The 19,579-nt window shown below is 56.4% G+C and carries 17 protein-coding genes; 12 read left to right on the top strand and 5 right to left on the bottom strand.

Features of this window, described 5'->3' with window-relative positions; translation table 11 throughout:
* Positions 1–207: 207 nt before the first annotated feature.
* The 3 genes from ACGY09_RS23625 to ACGY09_RS23615 all read right to left on the bottom strand — a co-directional run bounded on the left by ACGY09_RS23625 (position 208) and on the right by ACGY09_RS23615 (position 3,768).
* Positions 208–1,323: a D-TA family PLP-dependent enzyme gene (locus tag ACGY09_RS23625; RefSeq protein ID WP_397569680.1), complete on the bottom strand. Its 1,116-nt coding sequence runs from the start codon at positions 1,321–1,323 to the stop codon at positions 208–210.
* Positions 1,324–1,549: 226 nt separating this feature from the next.
* Positions 1,550–2,653, bottom strand: coding sequence for a hypothetical protein (locus ACGY09_RS23620; protein ID WP_373652512.1), 1,104 nt, complete (start codon positions 2,651–2,653; stop codon positions 1,550–1,552).
* 89 nt (positions 2,654–2,742) lie between these two features.
* Positions 2,743–3,768, bottom strand: a complete 1,026-nt coding sequence (locus ACGY09_RS23615) for a nucleoside hydrolase (protein ID WP_397569679.1) — start codon at positions 3,766–3,768, stop codon at positions 2,743–2,745.
* Between the two features lie 290 nt (positions 3,769–4,058).
* Between ACGY09_RS23615 and ACGY09_RS23610 the strand changes: the two genes are divergently transcribed.
* From ACGY09_RS23610 to ACGY09_RS23600, 3 genes are all read left to right on the top strand, one after another.
* Positions 4,059–4,478, top strand: a complete 420-nt coding sequence (locus ACGY09_RS23610) for a hypothetical protein (protein ID WP_397569678.1) — start codon at positions 4,059–4,061, stop codon at positions 4,476–4,478.
* A 160-nt stretch (positions 4,479–4,638) separates the two neighbouring features.
* On the top strand, positions 4,639–5,604 hold the full coding sequence (locus tag ACGY09_RS23605; protein WP_397569677.1) for a glycosyltransferase: 966 nt from the start codon (positions 4,639–4,641) through the stop codon (positions 5,602–5,604).
* A 205-nt stretch (positions 5,605–5,809) separates the two neighbouring features.
* A complete protein-coding gene (locus tag ACGY09_RS23600; RefSeq protein ID WP_397569676.1) occupies positions 5,810–6,658 on the top strand; it encodes a sugar phosphate isomerase/epimerase family protein in 849 nt (282 codons plus the stop codon).
* 224 nt (positions 6,659–6,882) lie between these two features.
* On the opposite strand, the gene ACGY09_RS23595 is transcribed toward ACGY09_RS23600, so the two are convergent.
* Positions 6,883–8,469: a Na+/H+ antiporter gene (locus tag ACGY09_RS23595; protein WP_397569675.1), complete on the bottom strand. Its 1,587-nt coding sequence runs from the start codon at positions 8,467–8,469 to the stop codon at positions 6,883–6,885.
* A 479-nt stretch (positions 8,470–8,948) separates the two neighbouring features.
* Here ACGY09_RS23595 and ACGY09_RS23590 point away from each other — a divergent pair, with 479 nt between their 5' ends.
* Both ACGY09_RS23590 and ACGY09_RS23585 read left to right on the top strand, forming a co-directional pair.
* Positions 8,949–9,110 (top strand): hypothetical protein, encoded by a 162-nt coding sequence (locus ACGY09_RS23590; RefSeq protein WP_373652518.1) that lies wholly within the window; start codon positions 8,949–8,951, stop codon positions 9,108–9,110.
* A gap of 340 nt (positions 9,111–9,450) precedes the next feature.
* Positions 9,451–10,320, top strand: a complete 870-nt coding sequence (locus ACGY09_RS23585) for a transglutaminase N-terminal domain-containing protein (protein WP_397569674.1) — start codon at positions 9,451–9,453, stop codon at positions 10,318–10,320.
* Between the two features lie 84 nt (positions 10,321–10,404).
* Here the strand turns inward: ACGY09_RS23585 and ACGY09_RS23580 are convergent, their stop codons facing one another.
* Complete coding sequence (locus tag ACGY09_RS23580) at positions 10,405–10,884, bottom strand: hypothetical protein (protein ID WP_397569673.1); 480 nt, start codon at positions 10,882–10,884, stop codon at positions 10,405–10,407.
* Between the two features lie 484 nt (positions 10,885–11,368).
* Here ACGY09_RS23580 and rsmH point away from each other — a divergent pair, with 484 nt between their 5' ends.
* The 7 genes from rsmH (at position 11,369) to ACGY09_RS23545 (ending at position 19,565) form a co-directional block, all read left to right on the top strand.
* Positions 11,369–12,280, top strand: coding sequence for a 16S rRNA (cytosine(1402)-N(4))-methyltransferase RsmH (gene rsmH / locus ACGY09_RS23575; RefSeq protein WP_397569672.1), 912 nt, complete (start codon positions 11,369–11,371; stop codon positions 12,278–12,280).
* A gap of 153 nt (positions 12,281–12,433) precedes the next feature.
* Positions 12,434–13,786, top strand: coding sequence for a LysM peptidoglycan-binding domain-containing protein (locus tag ACGY09_RS23570; protein ID WP_397569671.1), 1,353 nt, complete (start codon positions 12,434–12,436; stop codon positions 13,784–13,786).
* Positions 13,787–13,827: 41 nt separating this feature from the next.
* On the top strand, positions 13,828–14,133 hold the full coding sequence (locus ACGY09_RS23565; protein ID WP_373652523.1) for a hypothetical protein: 306 nt from the start codon (positions 13,828–13,830) through the stop codon (positions 14,131–14,133).
* Position 14,134: 1 nt separating this feature from the next.
* Complete coding sequence (locus ACGY09_RS23560) at positions 14,135–15,904, top strand: peptidoglycan D,D-transpeptidase FtsI family protein (protein ID WP_397569670.1); 1,770 nt, start codon at positions 14,135–14,137, stop codon at positions 15,902–15,904.
* Positions 15,905–16,137: 233 nt separating this feature from the next.
* Positions 16,138–17,562 (top strand): class II fumarate hydratase, encoded by a 1,425-nt coding sequence (locus tag ACGY09_RS23555; protein WP_397569669.1) that lies wholly within the window; start codon positions 16,138–16,140, stop codon positions 17,560–17,562.
* A 201-nt stretch (positions 17,563–17,763) separates the two neighbouring features.
* Entirely contained in the window at positions 17,764–18,114 is a 351-nt protein-coding gene (locus tag ACGY09_RS23550) for a translation initiation factor (protein WP_397569668.1), read from the top strand.
* A gap of 119 nt (positions 18,115–18,233) precedes the next feature.
* Entirely contained in the window at positions 18,234–19,565 is a 1,332-nt protein-coding gene (locus ACGY09_RS23545) for an HD domain-containing protein (protein WP_397569667.1), read from the top strand.
* The last annotated feature ends 14 nt before the right edge of the window (positions 19,566–19,579 follow it).

Below are 19,579 nucleotides of genomic sequence, written 5' to 3'. Positions count from 1 at the left end.
TCGTTCACATACGGCTTCAATCCATTGCAACTACGGAGTTGGGCCGAGCAGGGAGCTCTCGTCAGTGCCCTCGGCTGATCACTGATCATGCGGTCGGCCGGATCTCGCCGGACGACCGCACAACCGATTCCGTCCAAACCTGGTGGTCGCACTCTTCGCGTTCGAAGCGGGCGATTGCACGTCTGAAAGTCACCCGTCGGCCCTGATTCAAATCGTCAAGAAGCGGTCACGTGAGGTGACGTCCCATTGATCAACCACTTTGCCTCCTTCGATGACGTAAGCCTGTTTATGCAAGGCGGACGTGGGGCAGACGTGTTTGGGAACCGCATACAGTTCGGCACCAGGCTGATACTGATCAGCCAGCGGTGACTCCAGAACCATGTGCTCTTCATTATGAATTGCCTGCACCGCGTCGGGCAGGTCCGGGAAGTAGGCTCGCTGTCCTTTGGGAGGGTCCGAAGCGACGGCTTTGTTCCCCAGATCGCACGTCAAACGGTTAATGCCCGGCCGACTGATCACGCGAGTCAGCATGAGGACCGCCGGTTCAAAGTCCATGTCAGGAAAGGCCGTCCCGTACCCGGAATCGTGGAAGACGCACGTCCCCGGTGCCAGTTCAATTGCCGGATCATCCAGCTTGGCGTACACAGGGAACGAGCCTGTACCGCCGCAGACGATCGCCGGAACCGGCCAACCCCGACCCACAAATTCGTCCCGCAGTTTAGCCGCACTTTGCCAGCACGCATGCACGGCAGCCGTGCGTTCCTCGAGACTCGTCTGGTTATTATGACCATCGTAAAGATGGAAACCACGCGGCTCGAGGCCCAGGGCGTCGATGATTTGCTGATACAGCTCGGCGGCTCGCGGACCGGGTAGTACTCCCGTACGGTGCATACCCGAGTTCACGTCGAGAAACACCCCAATCGTTCCCTTGATGGCGGAGATTGCTGAACTGAGTTCCGCAATCATCAGTTCATCGTCAGCCGTGACGCTGAAACGGACATCAGGATAGGTCTGCAGGAATTTGACCGCCCGTTGAATGTTGGGGCCAACCAGGTTGTAGGCCAGAAAAATATCCTTCACGCCGCAATCCGCCAGCATTTGTGCTTCCGCAAACGTGGCACACTTATGCTTCTTGATGCCCATCGAGAGTTCGATTTTTGTGACGGCAGCCATCTTGTGCGTTTTGCAGTGAGGTCGAAGCCGCTCCGCACTTCCGGCGATCTTAATCATCTTCTCCAGATTACGAACAACAATGTCACGGTAGACGAGTAGTGCTGGAGAGAAAATTTGTGATGTATCAGCGATCGCGTACTTAGAATCCATGTTAACCTTTTGGTCCCTTGTGCAGTTGTCTTGGGGTGTAGCTGTCTTTGAGGCCCCGTCCGCAGGGACCATTCGTTCTCAATTCGGACGGGTTTCCCCACTTTTTGATGATCCCATGTGCGGACGGGACGACGTTCCACGCTGACCCTTGCACCCGACTCCGAATGACTGTGACAGACGACCCGTCGGGTTCTCGGAACAGCGAACAGTCGGTCCCTTAGCCGCCTCAGGTGAGCTTCTTCAGTTTTGAGACACGACCCGTGCCGACCCATTCCGCCACGAACAGGCTACCATCCTGAGCGAAGCAGGCGTCATGTGGATGGACGAACTTTCCATTCTGCCACTTGGATTTGTCACCCCGGATCGTGAAATTGTCTGACGTGACCCGCGCCACATCGTCGCCCAAACGAGCGACAACTTCATTCTTTTCATTGAGCAGCGTGACTCGCGCGTGCAGTTCTGGAACGACCATGAGATTCTTCCAGGTCTCAACATTCGCGGGCAGGCCGAAACCCGTGAGGGTTTCGAGGTACTTCCCGTCCATGGTGAAGTACTGCAACGTGTGATGAGCCCGGTCGCAGACGACGATGGATGGTTCGCGACCGGAACGCTTATCAACCCAGATGCCGTGCGGTGTGGCAAATTTTCCTTCGCCGTTGCCAACACCTCCGAAGCAGCTGACCCATTTGCCGTTCTTGTCGTAACGGTGAACGTACGATGCTCCGTACCCGTCGATCAGCAGGAACCCACCATCATCCAGAAATGCAAAGTTGGTAGGAAGAAATCGATCTGCTCCCCAGACCTTCGCAGGATCAGGACGATCTTCAGGTCGAGTATTTTCTCCCTCTGCATAGACGCCTGATTCCATTGGTGCGTACTGCTGCCAGACGATCCCTCCTTTGAGGTCCATCTTGGCAAACGTCTTCAGGCTCTGATAAGCACAGACGTACAGGAATTCTTCGTTTCCTTCCTGACGAATCTCGATCCCGTGGCCGCCACCCTGAAACTGTGCTCCGAACGAACGAATATACTTTCCTTCAGAGTCGAAAACGAAGATCGCGGGGTGATCTTTAAGGTCAGTCCGACCTTCGTGGATGACGTACAGGTTTCCTGACTTGTCGGTGGCGACGTTATGGGTAGTCTGCCATGTGAACTTGTCAGGAAGCTGGGGCCACTCGTGCTGAACTTCAAATTGATGTTCGCCTTCTCCCACGATCAACGGCTTGTCGGTTTTCGCCGCTGTCAGAACCATCGGTGCTCCCATGATCACCGTCGCGGCCGCTGCCGAGGTCGAAAGAAACTCACGACGCGAAACGGATTCTGAATTCATGAGAATTCTCCTTGGGGTGAAAGCATTGCTCGAGCGCTCGTTCACAGTTTCACATTGACCTGCCTGACGCAACGATATCGCCCGCCGACTTACTTCAGCGGAGGTTGACTCGACAGTTGCACGAGTGCTTCCAACGTACGGGGCTTCTGCTGGTCAGTCAGCTTCAGGTATTGATGCCGTCCATTCTCAGCCGGAGTGAACCTGGTGAAGCCGTCAGCCTCGACAACAATGTTTCCTTTGGGCGACAGATCGAAGAAGTGTCGATCAGGTTGCACAGCGTAAAGAACGCTCGTCAAATCCCAGGTGGGACGGTTTGCCGGAGGTGGATCGTAGCGATGGTAAGCTTCGGCGACAGGATGATCCGCGACGTACCCGTAATCCTTGAGAATACTTTCCGAGGGGTAGGGGACAGCGATCCCGATCTCGAACCCGCTCCAGACAACCGGCGTGGGCCATTCCTCGGCGAGCTTACGGCAGTTCTCGATGTCATTCACAACATTGTATTCACAGTAGTGTGCGTTGCCATCGATCGGGGTGAATGCGCCCGCCATCACAGACAGCAGCTTCACCTTTTTCTTGACCAGTTCGACCCCACTCAGGGAAGATGCGCTATCCGATTTGCTATCGAGCAGTCGGGCCAGATTGGTTGAAAAACCAACCTGAGCGATCGTCACAGACTGATCCGGCTGTCCTGCCAGCGACTTGCGAAGCAGCGCGACCGCTTCAGGCGCTTTGCTGTTGCCTTCGAGGTCGTGGGGGTAACGGAATTTTCCGTCCTTCTTTTCCGCGGCCATGGGGAGATATTTATACGGATCAGGAGTTTTCCCCGGTCGAACGACTCCAATCGGAATATCGCCACGACCGTAGAATGTGTTGATCAGATCAACGAAGGGGGCTGCCAGTTCGCTGTCCTTTGTGATGGTCACCGCCAGCAGTTCACACGCGCCGCGCGACTGCAGCCCATGGATGACCGCCAGCGCCTGAACGTCGTCGACGTCGTTGCCCATGTCGGTATCAAAGATCAGCTTGATAGGCTCTGACGCGGCTCCGGCAGGAGCAAAACCGCATAGAGAAATCGTAAACGTCGCAAGCAGGCAGACCAGTCGACTCGCCATCGGCGAAGGCTCCTCTCTCATGTCTTTCATGGGGATCATCCTTGTTTTCACCTCGAAGGGGTCAGGATGTTACGGATGGGAAAGAACTGCAAGCGAGGACAAAATTTTTGTTGATGGTTTAAAGCCACCGACGTAATCGACGTCAGTCCAGCTTGGATGAGTTTCGATCTGGACTTCGAGATTGTTGTTCAGAAACGCGCTGAGTATCATGGACTGGCAAAGAAAACTTCTCCGCAGCCTTGTGGTTGAACCGGTCGAAATTTCCTGACCCGCAATCGGGAACGCATACGATGACTTCCGAACGACTTCTCCGACTGGCCTCGTGCATCCTGGCTTCCATCGTACTGGCCGTACCGATGAGTGCAGACGCAGGCATCCCCCATTCTCGAGTGGCCCGCAATGCCGCGATCTCACAAGCTCGAAAAAACTACCAGCAGCAAATGAAACTGCAGACCCAGATGCAGGCGGAAGAGCAAAAAGCGGTTGCCCAGGAGATGCAGAAAGCGGCCGAAGCGGAAGCAGCACAAGAGAAGCAGAAGCGAGAGATGCGCATTAAGGCCAATCGCGATCGTACAGAACGTGAGAAGAAATCCCGCGAAGCGGCAATTGCGAAACGGAAGGCCGAGAATTCTGCCAAAGGCGATTCCGACAATGGCAAGGTGACCGAACCCACCGCAAAACCCAACGCTTCGAGTAAGCCGAAAAAGTAGTTGCTGCTCGTAAAGCCCTTCGTGGGGATACGGCACGCTGCCGGAACGGAATCGAGCTTGGACAGAAGTTTCCTTTCATCCACACCCTCAAACCGTCTTCAACGCATCCTGATCCCCCCGCTGGCATTCGATCTGCGCGTTCCGACCCAACGAGATACTCATGCAATTGTCGATCATCATTCCGGCTTTCAACGAGGCCGAAAGTCTGGTCGAACTCTACTCGCAGATCAATCGCGTCGCTGCTGAGAACGAGCTGGCCATCGAGATCATCTATATCGACGACGGATCGACCGATGGCTCATGGAAAGAGATTCAACAACTCGTCACTTTCGACGATCGCGTGCGCGGCATCCGCTTTCGCCGCAACTTCGGGAAGGCGGCTGCGCTCACGGCGGGAATCTCGGCAGCCAAAGGGAACATCCTCTGCATGCTCGACGCAGATTTGCAGGACGACCCCGAAGAACTACCGAGGTTTCTCGCAAGGTTGAATGACGGCTTTGATGTCGTGAATGGTTGGAAAGTCAGACGACTGGATCCATGGCACAAAGTCTATCCCAGTCGCGTCTTCAACTCGCTCGTTTCCCGGCTAACCGGACTGATCCTGCATGACCACAACTGCGGAATGAAAATGTTTCGTGCCGAAGTCGGTCGAGAGATTCGGATCTACGGGGAACTGCACCGTTTTATCCCGGTGCTGGCACATGCACGGGGATTCCGCGTGACCGAGATCGGGATCCATCACCGATCGCGTAAGCATGGGCACTCCAAGTATGGTTTCCGCCGATTCACGCGCGGCTTCCTAGACCTGATGACCGTGGCATTTCTGACAGGGTACGGTCAGCGACCTCAACATATGCTGGGGGCGATCGGGCTGTGTGCCTTTGGTCTCGGTTTTGCCGGGCTGGGATATCTGGCGGTGACGTGGCTGCTCATGCACGCACTGCACATCTGGGAACCGACTCCGATTGGGAATCGCCCGTTGCTCGCTTACTCGGTCGCACTGACGATACTGGGCGCACAAGCGATTTCGCTGGGTCTGCTGGCCGAGTTGCTCGTTTACTACACGGGACGAACCAGCGATTCTTACAGCATTGCCGAGGAAGTCTTTCGGGAGAAGGGGACCTAAATCCGCTTCGTGGGATTCGCAGTTCCCGCTTCGGATCGGTATTTTGATGTCGCCCATGCAAGCGAGTTCCCTCAAGGGTGAATTCATCCTCCCGCTCCGGCCTGGCCAGATCGTCTGCGGACGATGGCCGATGTCAGCCGTTTGACGAGGGTCCATTCACCGGGAACTTTGACGTTAGACAACTCGACTCATGAAGGAACAGCCGATGTCACACCAGCTCAATCGCCGCACCTTTTTGCAGGCTTCCACGCTTGCGGCAGCCTCCTCTGTCTTTTCAGGGATTTCGTTCGCTGAAGGGGCAAAAGATCCTTACCTCGGCCTGAAGATGGGGTTGCAGAGCTACTCTCTGCGGGAATTCAAAGTTGAAGAAGCACTCGAACAGACAAAGATGCTGGGTCTGAAGTACTGGGAAGCGTTCCCCGGTCACCTTCCCATGGGCAGCGTTCCCAAGCACATCGAGTCACAGAAAGAACTGCTCACCAAAGGTGGCGTAACACTTCTCTCGTACGGTGTGCTGCCGTTCGATGGGAATGAGACAGCAGCCCGAGAGCGATTCGACTTCGCCAAAGCAATGGGAATTCAGTCACTGAGCGCTGACCCCAATCCAGACAAAGTGACGTTCGATCTGCTCGACAAACTGGTGGCCGAATACGACGTTGCCATTGCAATCCACAACCATGGTCCCGGCCATCGGTATGACAAGATCAGCGATGTCGAGAAAGTGGTGAAAGATCGGCACCCGAAGATCGGCGCCTGCGTCGATACGGGACACTTTCTGCGTAGCGACGAAGACCCCGTCGAAGCCGTTCAGCGACTCGGAAAGCGCGTCTTCGGCGTTCACCTGAAAGACGTCAAGTCGCTTCCAGGGGGACAGAAGCAGTTCAAGATCGCAGGCGAAGGCGATCTGAAGGTGACCGAACTGCTGAAGGCGCTGAAAGCACTGAAGTACCAGTACTGCGTGGCCATCGAGTACGAAGAAAATGCCAAGAATCCACTTTCGGATATCGAAGCCTGTCTGAAGCACGTCCGTGACTGCGCAGCGAAGGTTTCCTGAATCGAACAGGGATCGAGCGTCTTGACCTGTTTCGTTATCAGGCTCAGGCGAGATGATCCCATGTCGGCGAAACACGAGCATCGAGCTGCTTGAACATCATGGTTCAAGCAGCTCTCTTCGTCTTATGGGTACCTCACCCACCACAGCGGTATGACTCTTTGCGTCCCGTACTCAATTTCGTTGGAACCGTGTCAGGAAGCATTCCGCATCTGGCCGAAATCCCCTTAGCCCTGCTGGCGGAGAAACTCGTAGTCGAGACTGCGCTCGATGCGGCGCAGGACGTCATCACTGATTTTCCCCTGATCGCGTAGTTCAATCACGGTTTGCCGTTCCGACATGAGCAGCTCTTCACGCAGTTGCCGGACAGCGTCTGCACACATCGAGTTCTCCTGGCAATCAGCGGGATTCAGCTGCGCGTTGGCCTGCTGAAGCTTCTTCCCGTAGGCCGAACGGAGTTCGTCCAGGACTTCAGGATCCACATCGCGGGCGACGACGTGCTGTTCCAACCGATTCAGCGCCGCTTCGGCGGCAGCGATCCGTGCCAGTCCTTCTTCCACTTCGTCCTGATTATCGTTCTTGAGTTCCAGTCGCCGAATCAGGAATGGCAGACTCAGGCCCTGCACCACCAGCGTGGCCACGATCACGCAAAATGACAGAAACATAATCAGATTTCTGTCCGGAAAAGGGGTCTGGCCGCCCGACATCACCAACGGGATCGCCAGTGCCGCGGCGAGCGAATCAACACCCCGCATTCCGGCCCACCCCAACAGCAATACATGCTGCCAGACATAGGGAGGTTCCGCTTCCTGGCGTGTGCCCGTCCAAATGCGCGGCAGGTACGCGAATCCAAATACCCAGACAAGTCTCAGCAGGATGACAGTCACACTGATTAACAGACCATATGCCACCAGTTGCGAGAAGGGAACGTTGCCAAGGTCTTCCATGATCGTCCGCAATTCCAGACCGATCAGTACAAAGGCCAGACCTTCAATCAGGAACGTCACCGTGTCCCAGAAGAAGTACGCCTGAATTCGTCCTTCGGGCAAAAGGATTCGTGAAAGCTGCCTGCCGACATACAGGCCCGCAGTGACCGTCGCGAGAATCCCCGAAGCGTCCAGCATCTCGGCTCCCAGGTAGGCGGCATAGCCAGTCAGCAATGACACACTGACGCTCTCAACCTGGTCTTCTAACCGCTTTCGAATCTGGCACGCAGCAATTCCTACCACCAACCCGACAGCGATTCCGGCGGCGCTGTTCCAGATCAGGGCGATCACTGCTGTCGAAACCGGAATTGATCCACTCGACACCGCATCGATTGCCATCTTATAGGCAACCAGCGCCACGATGTCGTTGATCAGACTCTCCCCTTCCAGAATCGTTCCAATACGGCGCGGAATCGCCGTCTCACTCGCGATCGCTGTGACGGCCATCGTATCAGTAGGACCAATAATCGACGCCAGTACGAAGGCACCTGCCCAGCCAAGTCCCGGCACACTCCAGTGCATTACGGCTGCGACCACAACCAGTGTGGCGGCAACCAGACCAATCGACAGAACAAGGATCGGCCGCAAGTTCGAGCGGAAATCGCGGAGTGTCGTCCGCGTCGAAGCGATGTAAACGAGGGGTGTAATGAAGACGAGAAATACGATGTCCGGTGGAATATGGACGATGGGCAAACCGGGGACGAAACCGAGGACAATCCCACCCATCACCAGGAGCACGGGATAAGGGATCTTGATCTTGCGGGCCAATGTCGACAGGACGGCTGCTGCCAGGATCAGTCCGACGACCAGTTCCACGGGATTCATCATGCTGGCTACTTCTCACGGATACACGAGAGCGCAGGACCCCCGACTTCGGTTCTTACTGGTTCCCTCTCGCCCTTGTCATCGTTCCTTCACATTCATGTGAAAGTCAAAAATTTCGGTCCTGGGATTTTCGCACTTCTTGAACTTGCGCCTCACGTCTCCGTCGAGAACTTGCGAGCACGCGAATCCCCCAATGCCCTGCGTGGCGACGAGTTTCTCCACATGGACTTTCAGAGTCTGACACAGGCAGGACTTGTACTCGCGGGAGACGCATTGCGCGAAGATGAGTTACCCCCAGGGGATTGTTCGGATCGTTCGATGGGGATCGAACCAGGCAACGCCTTCTCCCGGCGATCTGGGATGAGCACGAGCCCTCGAGAGAGCACTCTCTGGTTGAGCTTCCTGCCGGGCAATCGTCAGTGGCACGCAAAGTGCTTTCTGTTCCGCTGCTTATTCCCCACTCAATTCAGAGGAGTTTGAAAATGGCTGATACAGCGAAGAACGTGAAGTCGGGCATCGACAAGGCAGCCCAGTCAGCAAAGGACCTGACGGATAAGGCCGCCGACGCCGCATCGAAGGCGGCGAAGAACACCGGTGAAGCCGTGAAGGCGGCCGGACAGAAGATCAAAGATGCCGGCAAATAACAGGTGTCAAATAGCAGATGTGTTGTGTCGCCTGCCGCTGGCCTTTGGGCTGCGGCAGGTTCTTTGGTCATTGGACTTTGCGAGGGCGGGTCTGAGTTGGGACAAACAAACAGTCCAGTCTGAAAGATTGCGATTGCAGTTCCATCTCATTAGTGACGCGTGAGTGGGAGCAATCGGCGGTGACGTCTGATGCAGAGTTCACCCTCAGGCGTTGTTGTTCGCGGCTCTCGCCGGATTCCACGAGCAAATCAAGCCGGGTTTCACCCACTCAGAAACCAAATAGCCCCGGTATCCTGACGCTTTCGACATCAAATCGATCCTTCACCCCGAGGATAGTTGTGTGGCTGATCTCCTGTTAGTCAACCGGATTGAGCATCGAACAGTTTATTCCTATCGACAGCCCGTCACGCTGGGTCAGCATCGGCTTGTGCTTCGCCCAAGAGAAGGTCACAACCTGCGAGTCGAGAACATGCAGATTGCCATCTCGCCGCGTCACGAGATTCAGTGGGCTCACGACATCTATAACAACTCTGTCGCCCTCGTGAGTTTCGTCGAAAGCGCGAGTACCCTGGAAATAACGAGTACGGTTACCGTTCATCGTACTTTTGCAGACGAAGTCCCTCGCAACGACGCGACTCCACGAGTCCCGCTCCCTCTGAACTACGATACGCTGGAATCCCACCTCGTCGCTGTGTACCAAGCTGTCTCTTACCCCGATGATGTCCCTCAGGTGCAGACGTGGCTGAACGGGTTACCTGCGATCCGTTCGTCGAACGACGCGGAATCAGTGTTATCGGACCTCTGTTCGACGATCTGCCAGAAGATCAAATACCAGCGGCGCTATGCCAAGGGAGTCCAGTCGCCTGCAGAAACCATCAATCTCAGCAGTGGTTCGTGTCGCGATACAGCAACGTTGATGATGGACGCCGCGCGGGGACTGGGGCTCGCCGCCCGCTTCGCCAGTGGTTATCTCGATTGCCCGGCATCAGAGGCCGGCAGAGCAGCGATGCACGCCTGGACCGAAGTTTATCTTCCCATTATCGGCTGGCGGGGCTACGACCCGACCCTCGGCGAAATTGTTTCCAGAAAGCATATTCTCGTCGGAGTCAGCCATCATCCGCGCGGGGTGATGCCCGTATCAGGCTTGTTTACCGGTCTCACGGGTGATTTCATCAACATGACTGCCCAGGTGAAGATCGAAAACGTATGAATGATCTACAAAAAAAGGAACGACGCGTTGGTCGTTCCAGGACAGAAGAAAGTAGAGAATCCGCGTCGAGACGTCACTCGGTGATCAGGTACGATCGCGGAATTGATTGAGGACCGACAAAGCCACCTGTTCACGAGCACCGGCCCGAACAGTCAGGACGATCACTTCCGCAGGGCCTGTGGAGTGGTCCAACCCCTTCGTCGATGGATATCCAGTGGTACCATTGGTTCCGCCCGCAGTCACTGCGGCGGCAGCCCCGGAAAACAAAAGGCCGAACGTCCCAGCCGTCATCACGGGACTCATCAGGTTTGTTTCCATGGCAGGAACAATGCCTGACAGCATTCCCACCCCACAGAGGGCTCCGATCCCCAGCCCCAAAAGGGTGCGTGGGGTCAGCTTACTCTCTGGTCCTGGGCCTTCTAAAAGCTCACCATCGACGTGCGACACCTGCAATTGCGAGTCACCGAAACCTGCGTTGCGCAGGTTTCTCACGGCAGACTGAGCACTCGCGCGGTCTTCGAAAACCTCTACCAAAACTCCATCTCTTTGAGAAAGTGTGACCATTTGTGTACTCATCAATCTTATGGGGAATTGGTTTAGAACTTCAGTTGATGGGCAGTACAAAGCAAACCTCGTGCCGAAGGAAATCAGTACGCGGCAAAGTGAGATTTTCCCATCAAAACAAGGGAAACGGCACGCCGGGCAAATCCTGAATCGTGAAGCAGACCTCAGGCAGCATTGGATAAACTGATCGGTAGCCCTCCTTCTTGTTTTCCCGACGACCTGTGGCGGCCGGGAAGAATTGGCGCCGGTGCTGTTACGATCCGGACCAAACGATCTCTTGAGGCGGGATGGTGAACGGGCGCGGGATCTGTTCGTTCGATCAGTCTGCCCCTGTTTTACAGGGGCGGTGGGATCTCTCGGCGGAAACTGGTCTTCACAGATTCCGAGTCCTTTCTTATAAGCCCAAACCGCGTGTTTTCGCACGGAACCGATCGAGTCACTCGCAACACGCCTTCACCCCAGCCCTTTGTACGTTGAAATTGCTATGGAGCCTCATTCGCCCAGTCATGAATCGCAAGCCGTTCACGTCCCCGTCATGGTTCGTGAAGTGCTCGCACACCTCAGACTGGCTCCCGGAATGGTGGTTGTGGATGGAACTGCGGGTGCAGGTGGCCACAGTAGCGAGATTCTCAAAGCGATTGGCCCGCAGGGTCGACTCATTGGACTGGATCGCGATCCGATGATGCTGGCACACGCCGCGAAGCGGGTCGCTGGCGAAAACGTGTCGCTGCACCACGCGAGTTATGTCAAACTCCCTGCGATCCTTGCCGAACTAAAAATCGACGCCGTTGATCGCATCCTCTTGGACCTCGGGCTGTCATCGGATCAGCTTTCTGATCGATCGCGCGGATTCGGCTTCAGTAGTGACGGCCCTCTTGATTTGCGATTCGACATTTCCACCGGACAAAGCGCTGCGGACCTGCTGGCCCAAGGGAGCGCTGAGCAACTGGAAGAGATCTTTCGTGAATACGGTGAAGAGCCATTAGCCCGGCCGCTCGCGGAATACCTTGTGAAATTGCGGTCCACTCGCCCTCTTCGTACAGGTTTGGATCTCACTACTGCGGTTTCGGAATGTCCTTCGATTCGTCGCCAGGGCCCCAGTGACAAGAATCCGGCCACACGCGTTTTTCAGGCCCTGCGCATCGCTGTCAATCACGAGCTCGATCATGTCCAGCAAGGGATTGCATCGAGTTGCTTCCAGTCCTTAAAGGTCAGTGGCCTGCTCGCCGTCATCACGTTTCATTCTCTCGAAGACCGCATCGTTAAAAATGAATTTCGTCAGAAGCAGCGATGGGACAATCTCACATCCAAACCGATTGTCGCATCGCCGCAGGAACAGCGTTTTAATCCCCGATGTCGTTCAGCCAAGCTGCGAGTCGCAATGAAAAAAGCGTGATGAGGTGACTCATCAGGGATCCGTGAAACCTGGTACCGTCACTTGCCGGCCCCAGGCCATCGAAGATAAAGCAGTACCTATCCGCCAGACCATCGGTTCGAGAACGTTTTCAGCCAACAGTCCAAACAAGTCTTTCGAGGAAGGAACCTCACTATGACACGCGAAACCAAAGTCGGCCTGATGATGGTCGCCCTGCTGGTCGGCGTGTTCGGATTTCTGATCTACCAGCGAATCCACCGGCCCCTCGAGGGCCTGGCGGTCCAGGATTCGCCGAAAGATCGATCGGCCCGGGAAGTCCCGGAAGCTTCCGACGAGGAAGAACTGAGTCACCTGGAACAGAGCGAACTTCGGAGAACGGAACGTCCCTCGGTTTCGCAACTTCTGGCTCGGGATGAAGTGAAAACGGCACCCCGGATGAAGGAAGAACGAGGGTCCGAGTTCAAGGCGACTCAATGGAAGAATTCACCTCCAAAACTCCCGTCGGACGAATCGGACGAAGTGGAGTTCGATTCACCTCAGCAACGGACATCCGTTCGCAAGGCGTCAACCCCGCAGAACCACACCGTCTCGTTTGATGAAGATTTCGCTGAAGCCACGACGGTGGTTGAAACTCCAAAAGTGATTCCCGCAGCCGCTCAGATACCAGCACCGGACCCATTCGATCTCGATGAGCAGACCGAACCGACAGAGGACGATTCCGCAGAGGAGGACGAGCCCCAGCGAGAACCTCGGCCGCTTGTAATGCCCCCTGCGGACGAGGAAACGTCAGAAGTCGACGAACCATCATTCGATGAAGACCCGTCATCCGAAAGCGCGATGGACCTGGAACCGGTCGAGACCACCCCGGCGCTTGCGCCAACTCGAAATCGCCAAGTCTATCAAACGAGCGAGTATGACACCGAGCTTCAGCCCCCCCCGGGAAGCGAACGTCGTCCAGCCCCCGTTGCGATTGATGAAACGCCTTTCTCACCCGAGCCAAGTCGGACGGTATCGACGGCACGAGGGTCGACCTATGTGATCGAGCCCAATGACAACTTCTGGGTGATCTCCCGTAAACGCTACGGGGAAGGCCGGTTCTACATGGCCCTCGCTCGTCACAATCAACAGGTGATCTCTGATCCGAAAAGAATGAGACCGGGAACGACTATCGAAACTCCTGATGCCTCGGTGCTGGAGCAGTTGTATTCCGACGTCATCCCCAAGCCTGCGGCGCCCGAGTCGGCTCCCGGCACGACCACCTCCCGCCCCCGCAATACCGAGGAAGCGAATCCTGCAGGCTTCTTCATTTCCAGCGACGGTCAGCCGATGTATCGCATCGCCGATCAGGATACGCTGTCGGACATTGCCAAATCGCATCTGGGACGTTCCTCGCGGTGGGTCCAGATTCTTGAAATGAACCGCAACGTTCTCCAAGACGGTAATGAACTCAAAATCGGCACCGTTTTGCGATTACCCGCTGACGCAAGCCGAGTCCAGGTGGTGGGGGCCACTCGCGAATACCGATAGGGGTGAGACCACTCGGCCAGTTCCCCACTACGGATCGTCCGATGTTCTTCCGCTTTGGTTTCGCTCTTTGCCTGATTGTCCTGATTGCGCTGATTGGAACGGCGCTCGAAAAGGAAATTCTGCAACTGAAACGGGCCCTCAGTCACCAGCAATTCCGCATGGAGGCCCTGCTGGATGCCCATGTTCGCCTGCGATTGGAAGCCCAGCGACTGGGGACACCCGAGCGTCTGCTGGGACCACTCGAACGTGGGGAACTCCCCCTGGAACGTCCTGCCCGGCCACAACGTTCGGATCAGCGCCGCGCCCCATTGATGCAGTGGGACCGCGCCGCGGAAACGGCGGGCTGATATGGAAAGCGCTTCCTGCAATCAAGACGGCACTCCATCACTGGGCCGGGCACGCCTGGTCGTGACGCTGCTCGGTCTCGGCTGGCTGGTCCTGGCAGCTCGATTGATCCAGATTCAGTGGTGGCAACAAGACCAGTTCGCCAAAAAGGCCGAACAGCAGCGGGAATTCTGGGAAGAGACTCGGGTCCGACCGGCTGATATCGTTGACCGACACGGAAGGCTGCTGGCAACCACGCTCACGACTCGCAGCCTGTACGTCGTCCCGGCGAGAATCACTCAACCCGAAGCGTTCGCATCGGCGCTTGCTGAAGTCATCGGAGTCGATGCGGAAAATCTGCGTGACAAGATTCGGTCGAACGACAAACGTCAGTTTCTGTGGGTGAAAAGACGCCTGACTGAGTCGGAAGTCGAGGCCGTGAGAGCGCTGAAGTTGCCGGCGACGACATGGGGATTTCGCGAAGAGTATCGGCGAGAGTATCCCCAGGGTGACCTCGCCGCTCAGGTGCTCGGGTTGCGAGATATCGATGGTGTGGGACGTGGAGGAATTGAAGAGCGATTCGACGCCATCCTGTGTGGAAAGCATGGCCGACGTCAGATGGCTCGAGATTCTCGCGGGCATGTGATTGAGATCCTCAATGACGAAAACGAAGACGTACCGGCCGTGCCTGGCCGCGTCGTAAGACTAACTCTGGACGCAGTAATTCAGCTCTATGCCGAACGCGAACTCGACCGCGTCATGGAGGAATGGCAACCCGAAAGCTGCAGTGCCGTGGTGATGGATCCCCGCAACGGGGATGTCCTCGCCATGGCGAATCGTCCCACGTTTGATCCGAACCGCCCGGAAAAGGCATCCCCCGAATCGTGGAAGAACCGCGTCATCGCTGACATCTACGAACCGGGTTCGACATTCAAACCGATGATCGTCAGCTATGGCCTGCATGAAGGAATCATCCAGACCCAAGACACCTTCCATTGCGAGAACGGTCAGTACCGGATGGGGCGGCGCGTGCTACACGACCATCATCGGTACGGTCCACTGAGTCTGACGGATGTCCTGGTCAAATCGAGCAATATCGGGATGGCCAAGATCGGTGAGCAGATGGGCAACGAACGCCTCTACGATGCGGCGAGAATCTTTGGTTTTGGCCGCAAAACGGGGATCGAACTTCCTGGCGAGTTGCCCGGGATTCTTCGTCCTTTGAACGAATGGACGACCTATTCCACTGGATCGATTCCGATGGGACATGAGCTCGCCACAACCCCGCTGCAATTGATTACGGCCCATTCGGCTCTCGCCAATGGCGGCACGTTAATTCGCCCTCGCATTGTCCTCGTCGAGGATCAGGATTCGATCTCCGCAGTTACGCACATCGAATCAACCACCGTCTCGAGCGAAACGGCACGCTGGGTGATTCAGCAGCCCATGCAGGAGGTGGTGACCAGAGGCACGGGTAAAAAGGCACAGATCCCCGGCTATCGCGTGTTCGGAAAGACAGGCACGGCCCAATCGCTGTCACCAGAGGGGGGCTACCTGCACGAGAAGTACATTAGCTCGTTCGTCTGTGGGGCCCCCGTCGAGTCACCCCGGCTGCTGATCCTGGTCGTGGTCAATCAATCCTCGGTGGGCGGTGAGACGTTCGGAGGCAAAGTCGCCGCACCCGCCGCCGCTAAAATTCTTCGTCAGTCGCTTATGTATCTCCGAGTCACCCCGGACGACCAGCCCCCGCGATCGGCGACCAACGCAAAAGCCAGTGATGCTGAGCAGGAATAACTCAGCATCTGTTCCGCCGCCCGATATCGCCATCGTGAGTTCCCGACTCCCATCCTGTGGATTTCGCCGCATTCGGGAACAATCCGGGGTCGTCTCGAGAACCTCCCCTCGCTCGGAATGCGTGAACTCCAAATGACACGTCGGGGACGCTATAGTGGAAGTTGTACGCCCGCTCCCGCAGCGGTTGTGATCTCCTAATTTTGTCACGTTTCCAAAAGCCGAGCCGAATTCTGATGAGTGAATTTCGTACCGAACACGATTCGATGGGTGATGTCCAGGTCCCAGCGAAGGCCTATTACGGCGCACAAACACAACGCGCGGTTGAAAACTTCCCCGTGTCCGGCTGGACGCTGAGGTCCGAAATGATCCGTGCCATGGGACTGGTCAAGTGGGCTGCCGGAGTCGCCAATCGCGATCTGGGCAAACTCACCGGTACGGGAAAGAACCCGCTTACCGCCGAACAAGTCGACGCCATGCTGACGGCCGCCAAGGAAGTCGTTGCCGGAAAGTTCGACGCGGAATTCCCCATCGACGTCTTTCAGACGGGATCGGGAACGTCCAGCAACATGAATATCAACGAAGTGATTTCGAACCGTGCCATCGAAATCATGAAGGGGAATCGCTTCGAAATGAAGAAGCCGATTCATCCCAACGATCACGTCAACATGGGACAGAGCACCAACGACACCTTCCCGACAGCAATCCACGTTGCCGTGGGGATCGCCATTCATCAGCGACTGATTCCCGCCCTGGAACGATTTGCCACTGTCCTCAGTGACAAGGCCGCTCAGTGGGACAAGATCATCAAGATCGGCCGAACCCACCTCGCCGACGCAACGCCACTCCGACTTGGTCAGGAATTCGGGGGCTTTGCCCGCCAGTTGCAGTTGAGTGTTGGACGAGCAAAGCAGGCACTGCAGGCTGTGCTGGAACTTCCCGTCGGGGGAACGGCAGTCGGAACGGGAATTAATACCCACCCCGATTTTTCTCGACTCACCTGCGCTGCGCTCGCGAAAGAGACGGGCATCGAGTTCATCGAAGCGGTCAATCACTTTGAAGGAAACGCCCAGCGTGATGGTCTGGTCGAATGCCATGGACAGTTGCGCACCATCGCCACGACCCTGTTTAACGTCTCCAACAACATTCGTTGGCTGGGATCGGGACCTCGTTGCGGCTTTTACGAAGTGATGCTGCCCGACCGCCAGCCCGGCAGTTCGATTATGCCGGGGAAGGTGAATCCAGTCATGTGCGAGAGCCTGATGCAGGTTGCTGCCCGCGTCATCGGCAACGACCAGACGGTGGCTTTCAGCGGTGCGACTGGCGGCCAGTTCCAGTTGAACATCATGATGCCCATCATGGGGCATGCAACCCTGGAATCGGTGGCGCTGCTCGCTCAGGGAACCACCGCATTCGTCGACCTGTGTGCGGTGGACATGGAAGCCAACACAGAAGCCTGCGAAGCAAGCGTCGAAAAGAGCCTTGCCATGGTCACCAGTTTGAACCCCTACATTGGCTACGAAAAGGCCGCTGCCCTTGCGAAGGAAGCATTCAAGAGCGGTAAGACCATCCGCCAGTTGTGTCGTGAACAGAATATTCTGCCAGACGACCAACTGACAAAGGCGCTCGACCCGTGGAGCATGACTGAGCCGCAAGCATAACTTCCCGTGGTATCACTGCTCCCCGTTTGTCCCGAGCGGATTCACTGGTGGAGCCACTGCTGACTTTGGAGAAGTCGGCCTTTTGTCCGTCAGACAGAAGGCCGACTTCTGCTTCCAGCGAGTCCTCAGGCATCCGATTCGCGGACTGCAGACTCGCAACAATCGTCGTCCACCCCCGTCGCTTTTGGCTGGATTGAATCCATGGGACTTCTCACAGGAACGATTTTCGATCGCCCGCTCCATTGTGAACGCTGTGATCGCCCAGAGACCGAATGCCAGTGTCCACCTGTCGAAATCGCCCCAGGCTGGACTGATCCCGGTAAGCAGACCGCCCGGCTCTCCACCGAGAAGCGCAAGAAGGGAAAACTGGTCACGCTGATCAAAGGACTTCCCGCAAAGGAGAATGATCTGCCAAAGCTGCTAACGCAGTTGAAAAATGCCTGCGGTGCAGGGGGAACCATCGACGGCGATGTGATCGAACTTCAGGGAGACCAGACAGAACGTGCCCTGAAAACGCTGACGCAGATCGGTTATCGCGTCCGGTCGACCTGAGATCGGCGGCGGATCTTTGGTTCCGTGTTCCCATACCTCTCAAATCGACTGGAGATTCGGTAAAACAACGGCGGACCGACTCCCTCATCATGCAATCCTGAAAGGCGCACGTCCTCACGATGTCGCATCCGTATCGCTCGATTCCTGAACTGTTCGATCTGCAAGCGGGTGGCCCACTCGTCCGAATTCCGCATCAACTGGATGTCCCGTTCACCCCGCGAGTCCGTTCGATCGTCGACACGGCCGAATTTCAGCGATTGCGCCACATCTCTCAGCTCGGGCTGGCGTCCCGCATCTATCCCGGTGCAACCCATAGCCGGTTTGAACATGCGCTGGGTGTCTTTCACAATGCACTCAAGTTTTTGTGGCAGCTGGGCAAAGACGAACGATTCGCGGCGGCGGTTTCTCCGCATCAGGCAGAAGTTCTGATCGTCGCCGCTTTGCTGCACGACCTGGGTCACTGGCCTTTCTGCCATCCCATCGAAGATATGGGACTCGTCGATCTTCCCCCTCACGAACAGTTCGCCGCCGAGTTTCTCTCACCGGATCGAGAACTGGGTGCCGTCCTCCGATCGGAATGGGGAATTACAGCCGAAGAGGTGCTGGACGTCCTGGTTGCGAAGACTCAGTCTCCGTCACTCAGCCTGACCCGGTCGATTCTGTCGGGACCGATCGACATCGACAAGATGGACTACCTCGAACGAGACAGCCTTCATTCGGGCGTCCCATATGGACGCAATTTCGACCGAGCAAGGCTCATTCAATCGCTGCTGGTCAACGAGGCCGGGGATGGTCTCGCCATCAGTTCCAAGGGGAAGACCGCTGCGGAATTGATGGTCTTTGCTCGCTATGTGATGTTCAGCGAAGTCTACTGGCACCATGCAGTCCGTTCGTCCACGTGTATGTTTGCCCGTAGTTTCTTTGAACTCCACAAGTCGCTCGACCTACCGGTCCTGTTCCAGCAGAGTGAGTTCGATGTAATCCGGCAACTTCGTGAAGCCGGGGCCGGAACGGACGTCGCTCCCTTGCTGGAAGGGCTGTTTGGCTCCAAACGCCGGCTCTACAAGCGAGTCCTGGAGTTGAGTCTCTATCAGACACCTGAACTTTACCGCCAGATTGCCGGACGTCCCTACGCGGATCTGCAGCGCATGACGGAACGGTTGTCCGAACGTGTGGCACACGAACTGTCCTGCAACATCGGGCCCGTCGCAGTCCTGATCGACGCACCTCCGATCCACAAGGAAGTCGAATTTAAAGTCGATATTTACTACCCCAAGGAGCGGAAGTATTACCCGCTCAGCCATGTCTCGCCGGTCGTCAATGCGCTCGCCCGTACTCAGTTCGATGACTACGTCAAACGAGTCCGCATCTTTGCGGATCCTTCGCTGTCAAAACGGCTGACCGGGCATCCTCAATTCGTCGAATGGTTGGCCGAAGCGGCGGCAAGCTGACTCGTCCTGCGCTG

The organism is Schlesneria sphaerica (assembly GCF_044336245.1).
GTDB lineage: Bacteria > Planctomycetota > Planctomycetia > Planctomycetales > Planctomycetaceae > Schlesneria > Schlesneria sphaerica.
This window is presented reverse-complemented; position numbering and strand designations above follow the sequence as displayed.

Excerpts from the sequence above, each read along its gene's own strand:
- ACGY09_RS23625 (WP_397569680.1), bottom strand. The coding sequence starts at position 1,323 with ATGGATTCTAAGTACGCGATCGCTGATACATCACAAATTTTCTCTCCA.
- ACGY09_RS23620 (WP_373652512.1), bottom strand. The coding sequence starts at position 2,653 with ATGAATTCAGAATCCGTTTCGCGTCGTGAGTTTCTTTCGACCTCGGCA.
- ACGY09_RS23615 (WP_397569679.1), bottom strand. The coding sequence starts at position 3,768 with ATGGCGAGTCGACTGGTCTGCCTGCTTGCGACGTTTACGATTTCTCTA.
- ACGY09_RS23610 (WP_397569678.1), top strand. The coding sequence starts at position 4,059 with ATGACTTCCGAACGACTTCTCCGACTGGCCTCGTGCATCCTGGCTTCC.
- ACGY09_RS23605 (WP_397569677.1), top strand. The coding sequence starts at position 4,639 with ATGCAATTGTCGATCATCATTCCGGCTTTCAACGAGGCCGAAAGTCTG.
- ACGY09_RS23600 (WP_397569676.1), top strand. The coding sequence starts at position 5,810 with ATGTCACACCAGCTCAATCGCCGCACCTTTTTGCAGGCTTCCACGCTT.
- ACGY09_RS23595 (WP_397569675.1), bottom strand. The coding sequence starts at position 8,469 with ATGATGAATCCCGTGGAACTGGTCGTCGGACTGATCCTGGCAGCAGCC.
- ACGY09_RS23590 (WP_373652518.1), top strand. The coding sequence starts at position 8,949 with ATGGCTGATACAGCGAAGAACGTGAAGTCGGGCATCGACAAGGCAGCC.
- ACGY09_RS23580 (WP_397569673.1), bottom strand. The coding sequence starts at position 10,884 with ATGGTCACACTTTCTCAAAGAGATGGAGTTTTGGTAGAGGTTTTCGAA.
- rsmH (WP_397569672.1), top strand. The coding sequence starts at position 11,369 with ATGGAGCCTCATTCGCCCAGTCATGAATCGCAAGCCGTTCACGTCCCC.
- ACGY09_RS23570 (WP_397569671.1), top strand. The coding sequence starts at position 12,434 with ATGACACGCGAAACCAAAGTCGGCCTGATGATGGTCGCCCTGCTGGTC.
- ACGY09_RS23565 (WP_373652523.1), top strand. The coding sequence starts at position 13,828 with ATGTTCTTCCGCTTTGGTTTCGCTCTTTGCCTGATTGTCCTGATTGCG.
- ACGY09_RS23560 (WP_397569670.1), top strand. The coding sequence starts at position 14,135 with ATGGAAAGCGCTTCCTGCAATCAAGACGGCACTCCATCACTGGGCCGG.
- ACGY09_RS23555 (WP_397569669.1), top strand. The coding sequence starts at position 16,138 with ATGAGTGAATTTCGTACCGAACACGATTCGATGGGTGATGTCCAGGTC.
- ACGY09_RS23550 (WP_397569668.1), top strand. The coding sequence starts at position 17,764 with ATGGGACTTCTCACAGGAACGATTTTCGATCGCCCGCTCCATTGTGAA.
- ACGY09_RS23545 (WP_397569667.1), top strand. The coding sequence starts at position 18,234 with ATGTCGCATCCGTATCGCTCGATTCCTGAACTGTTCGATCTGCAAGCG.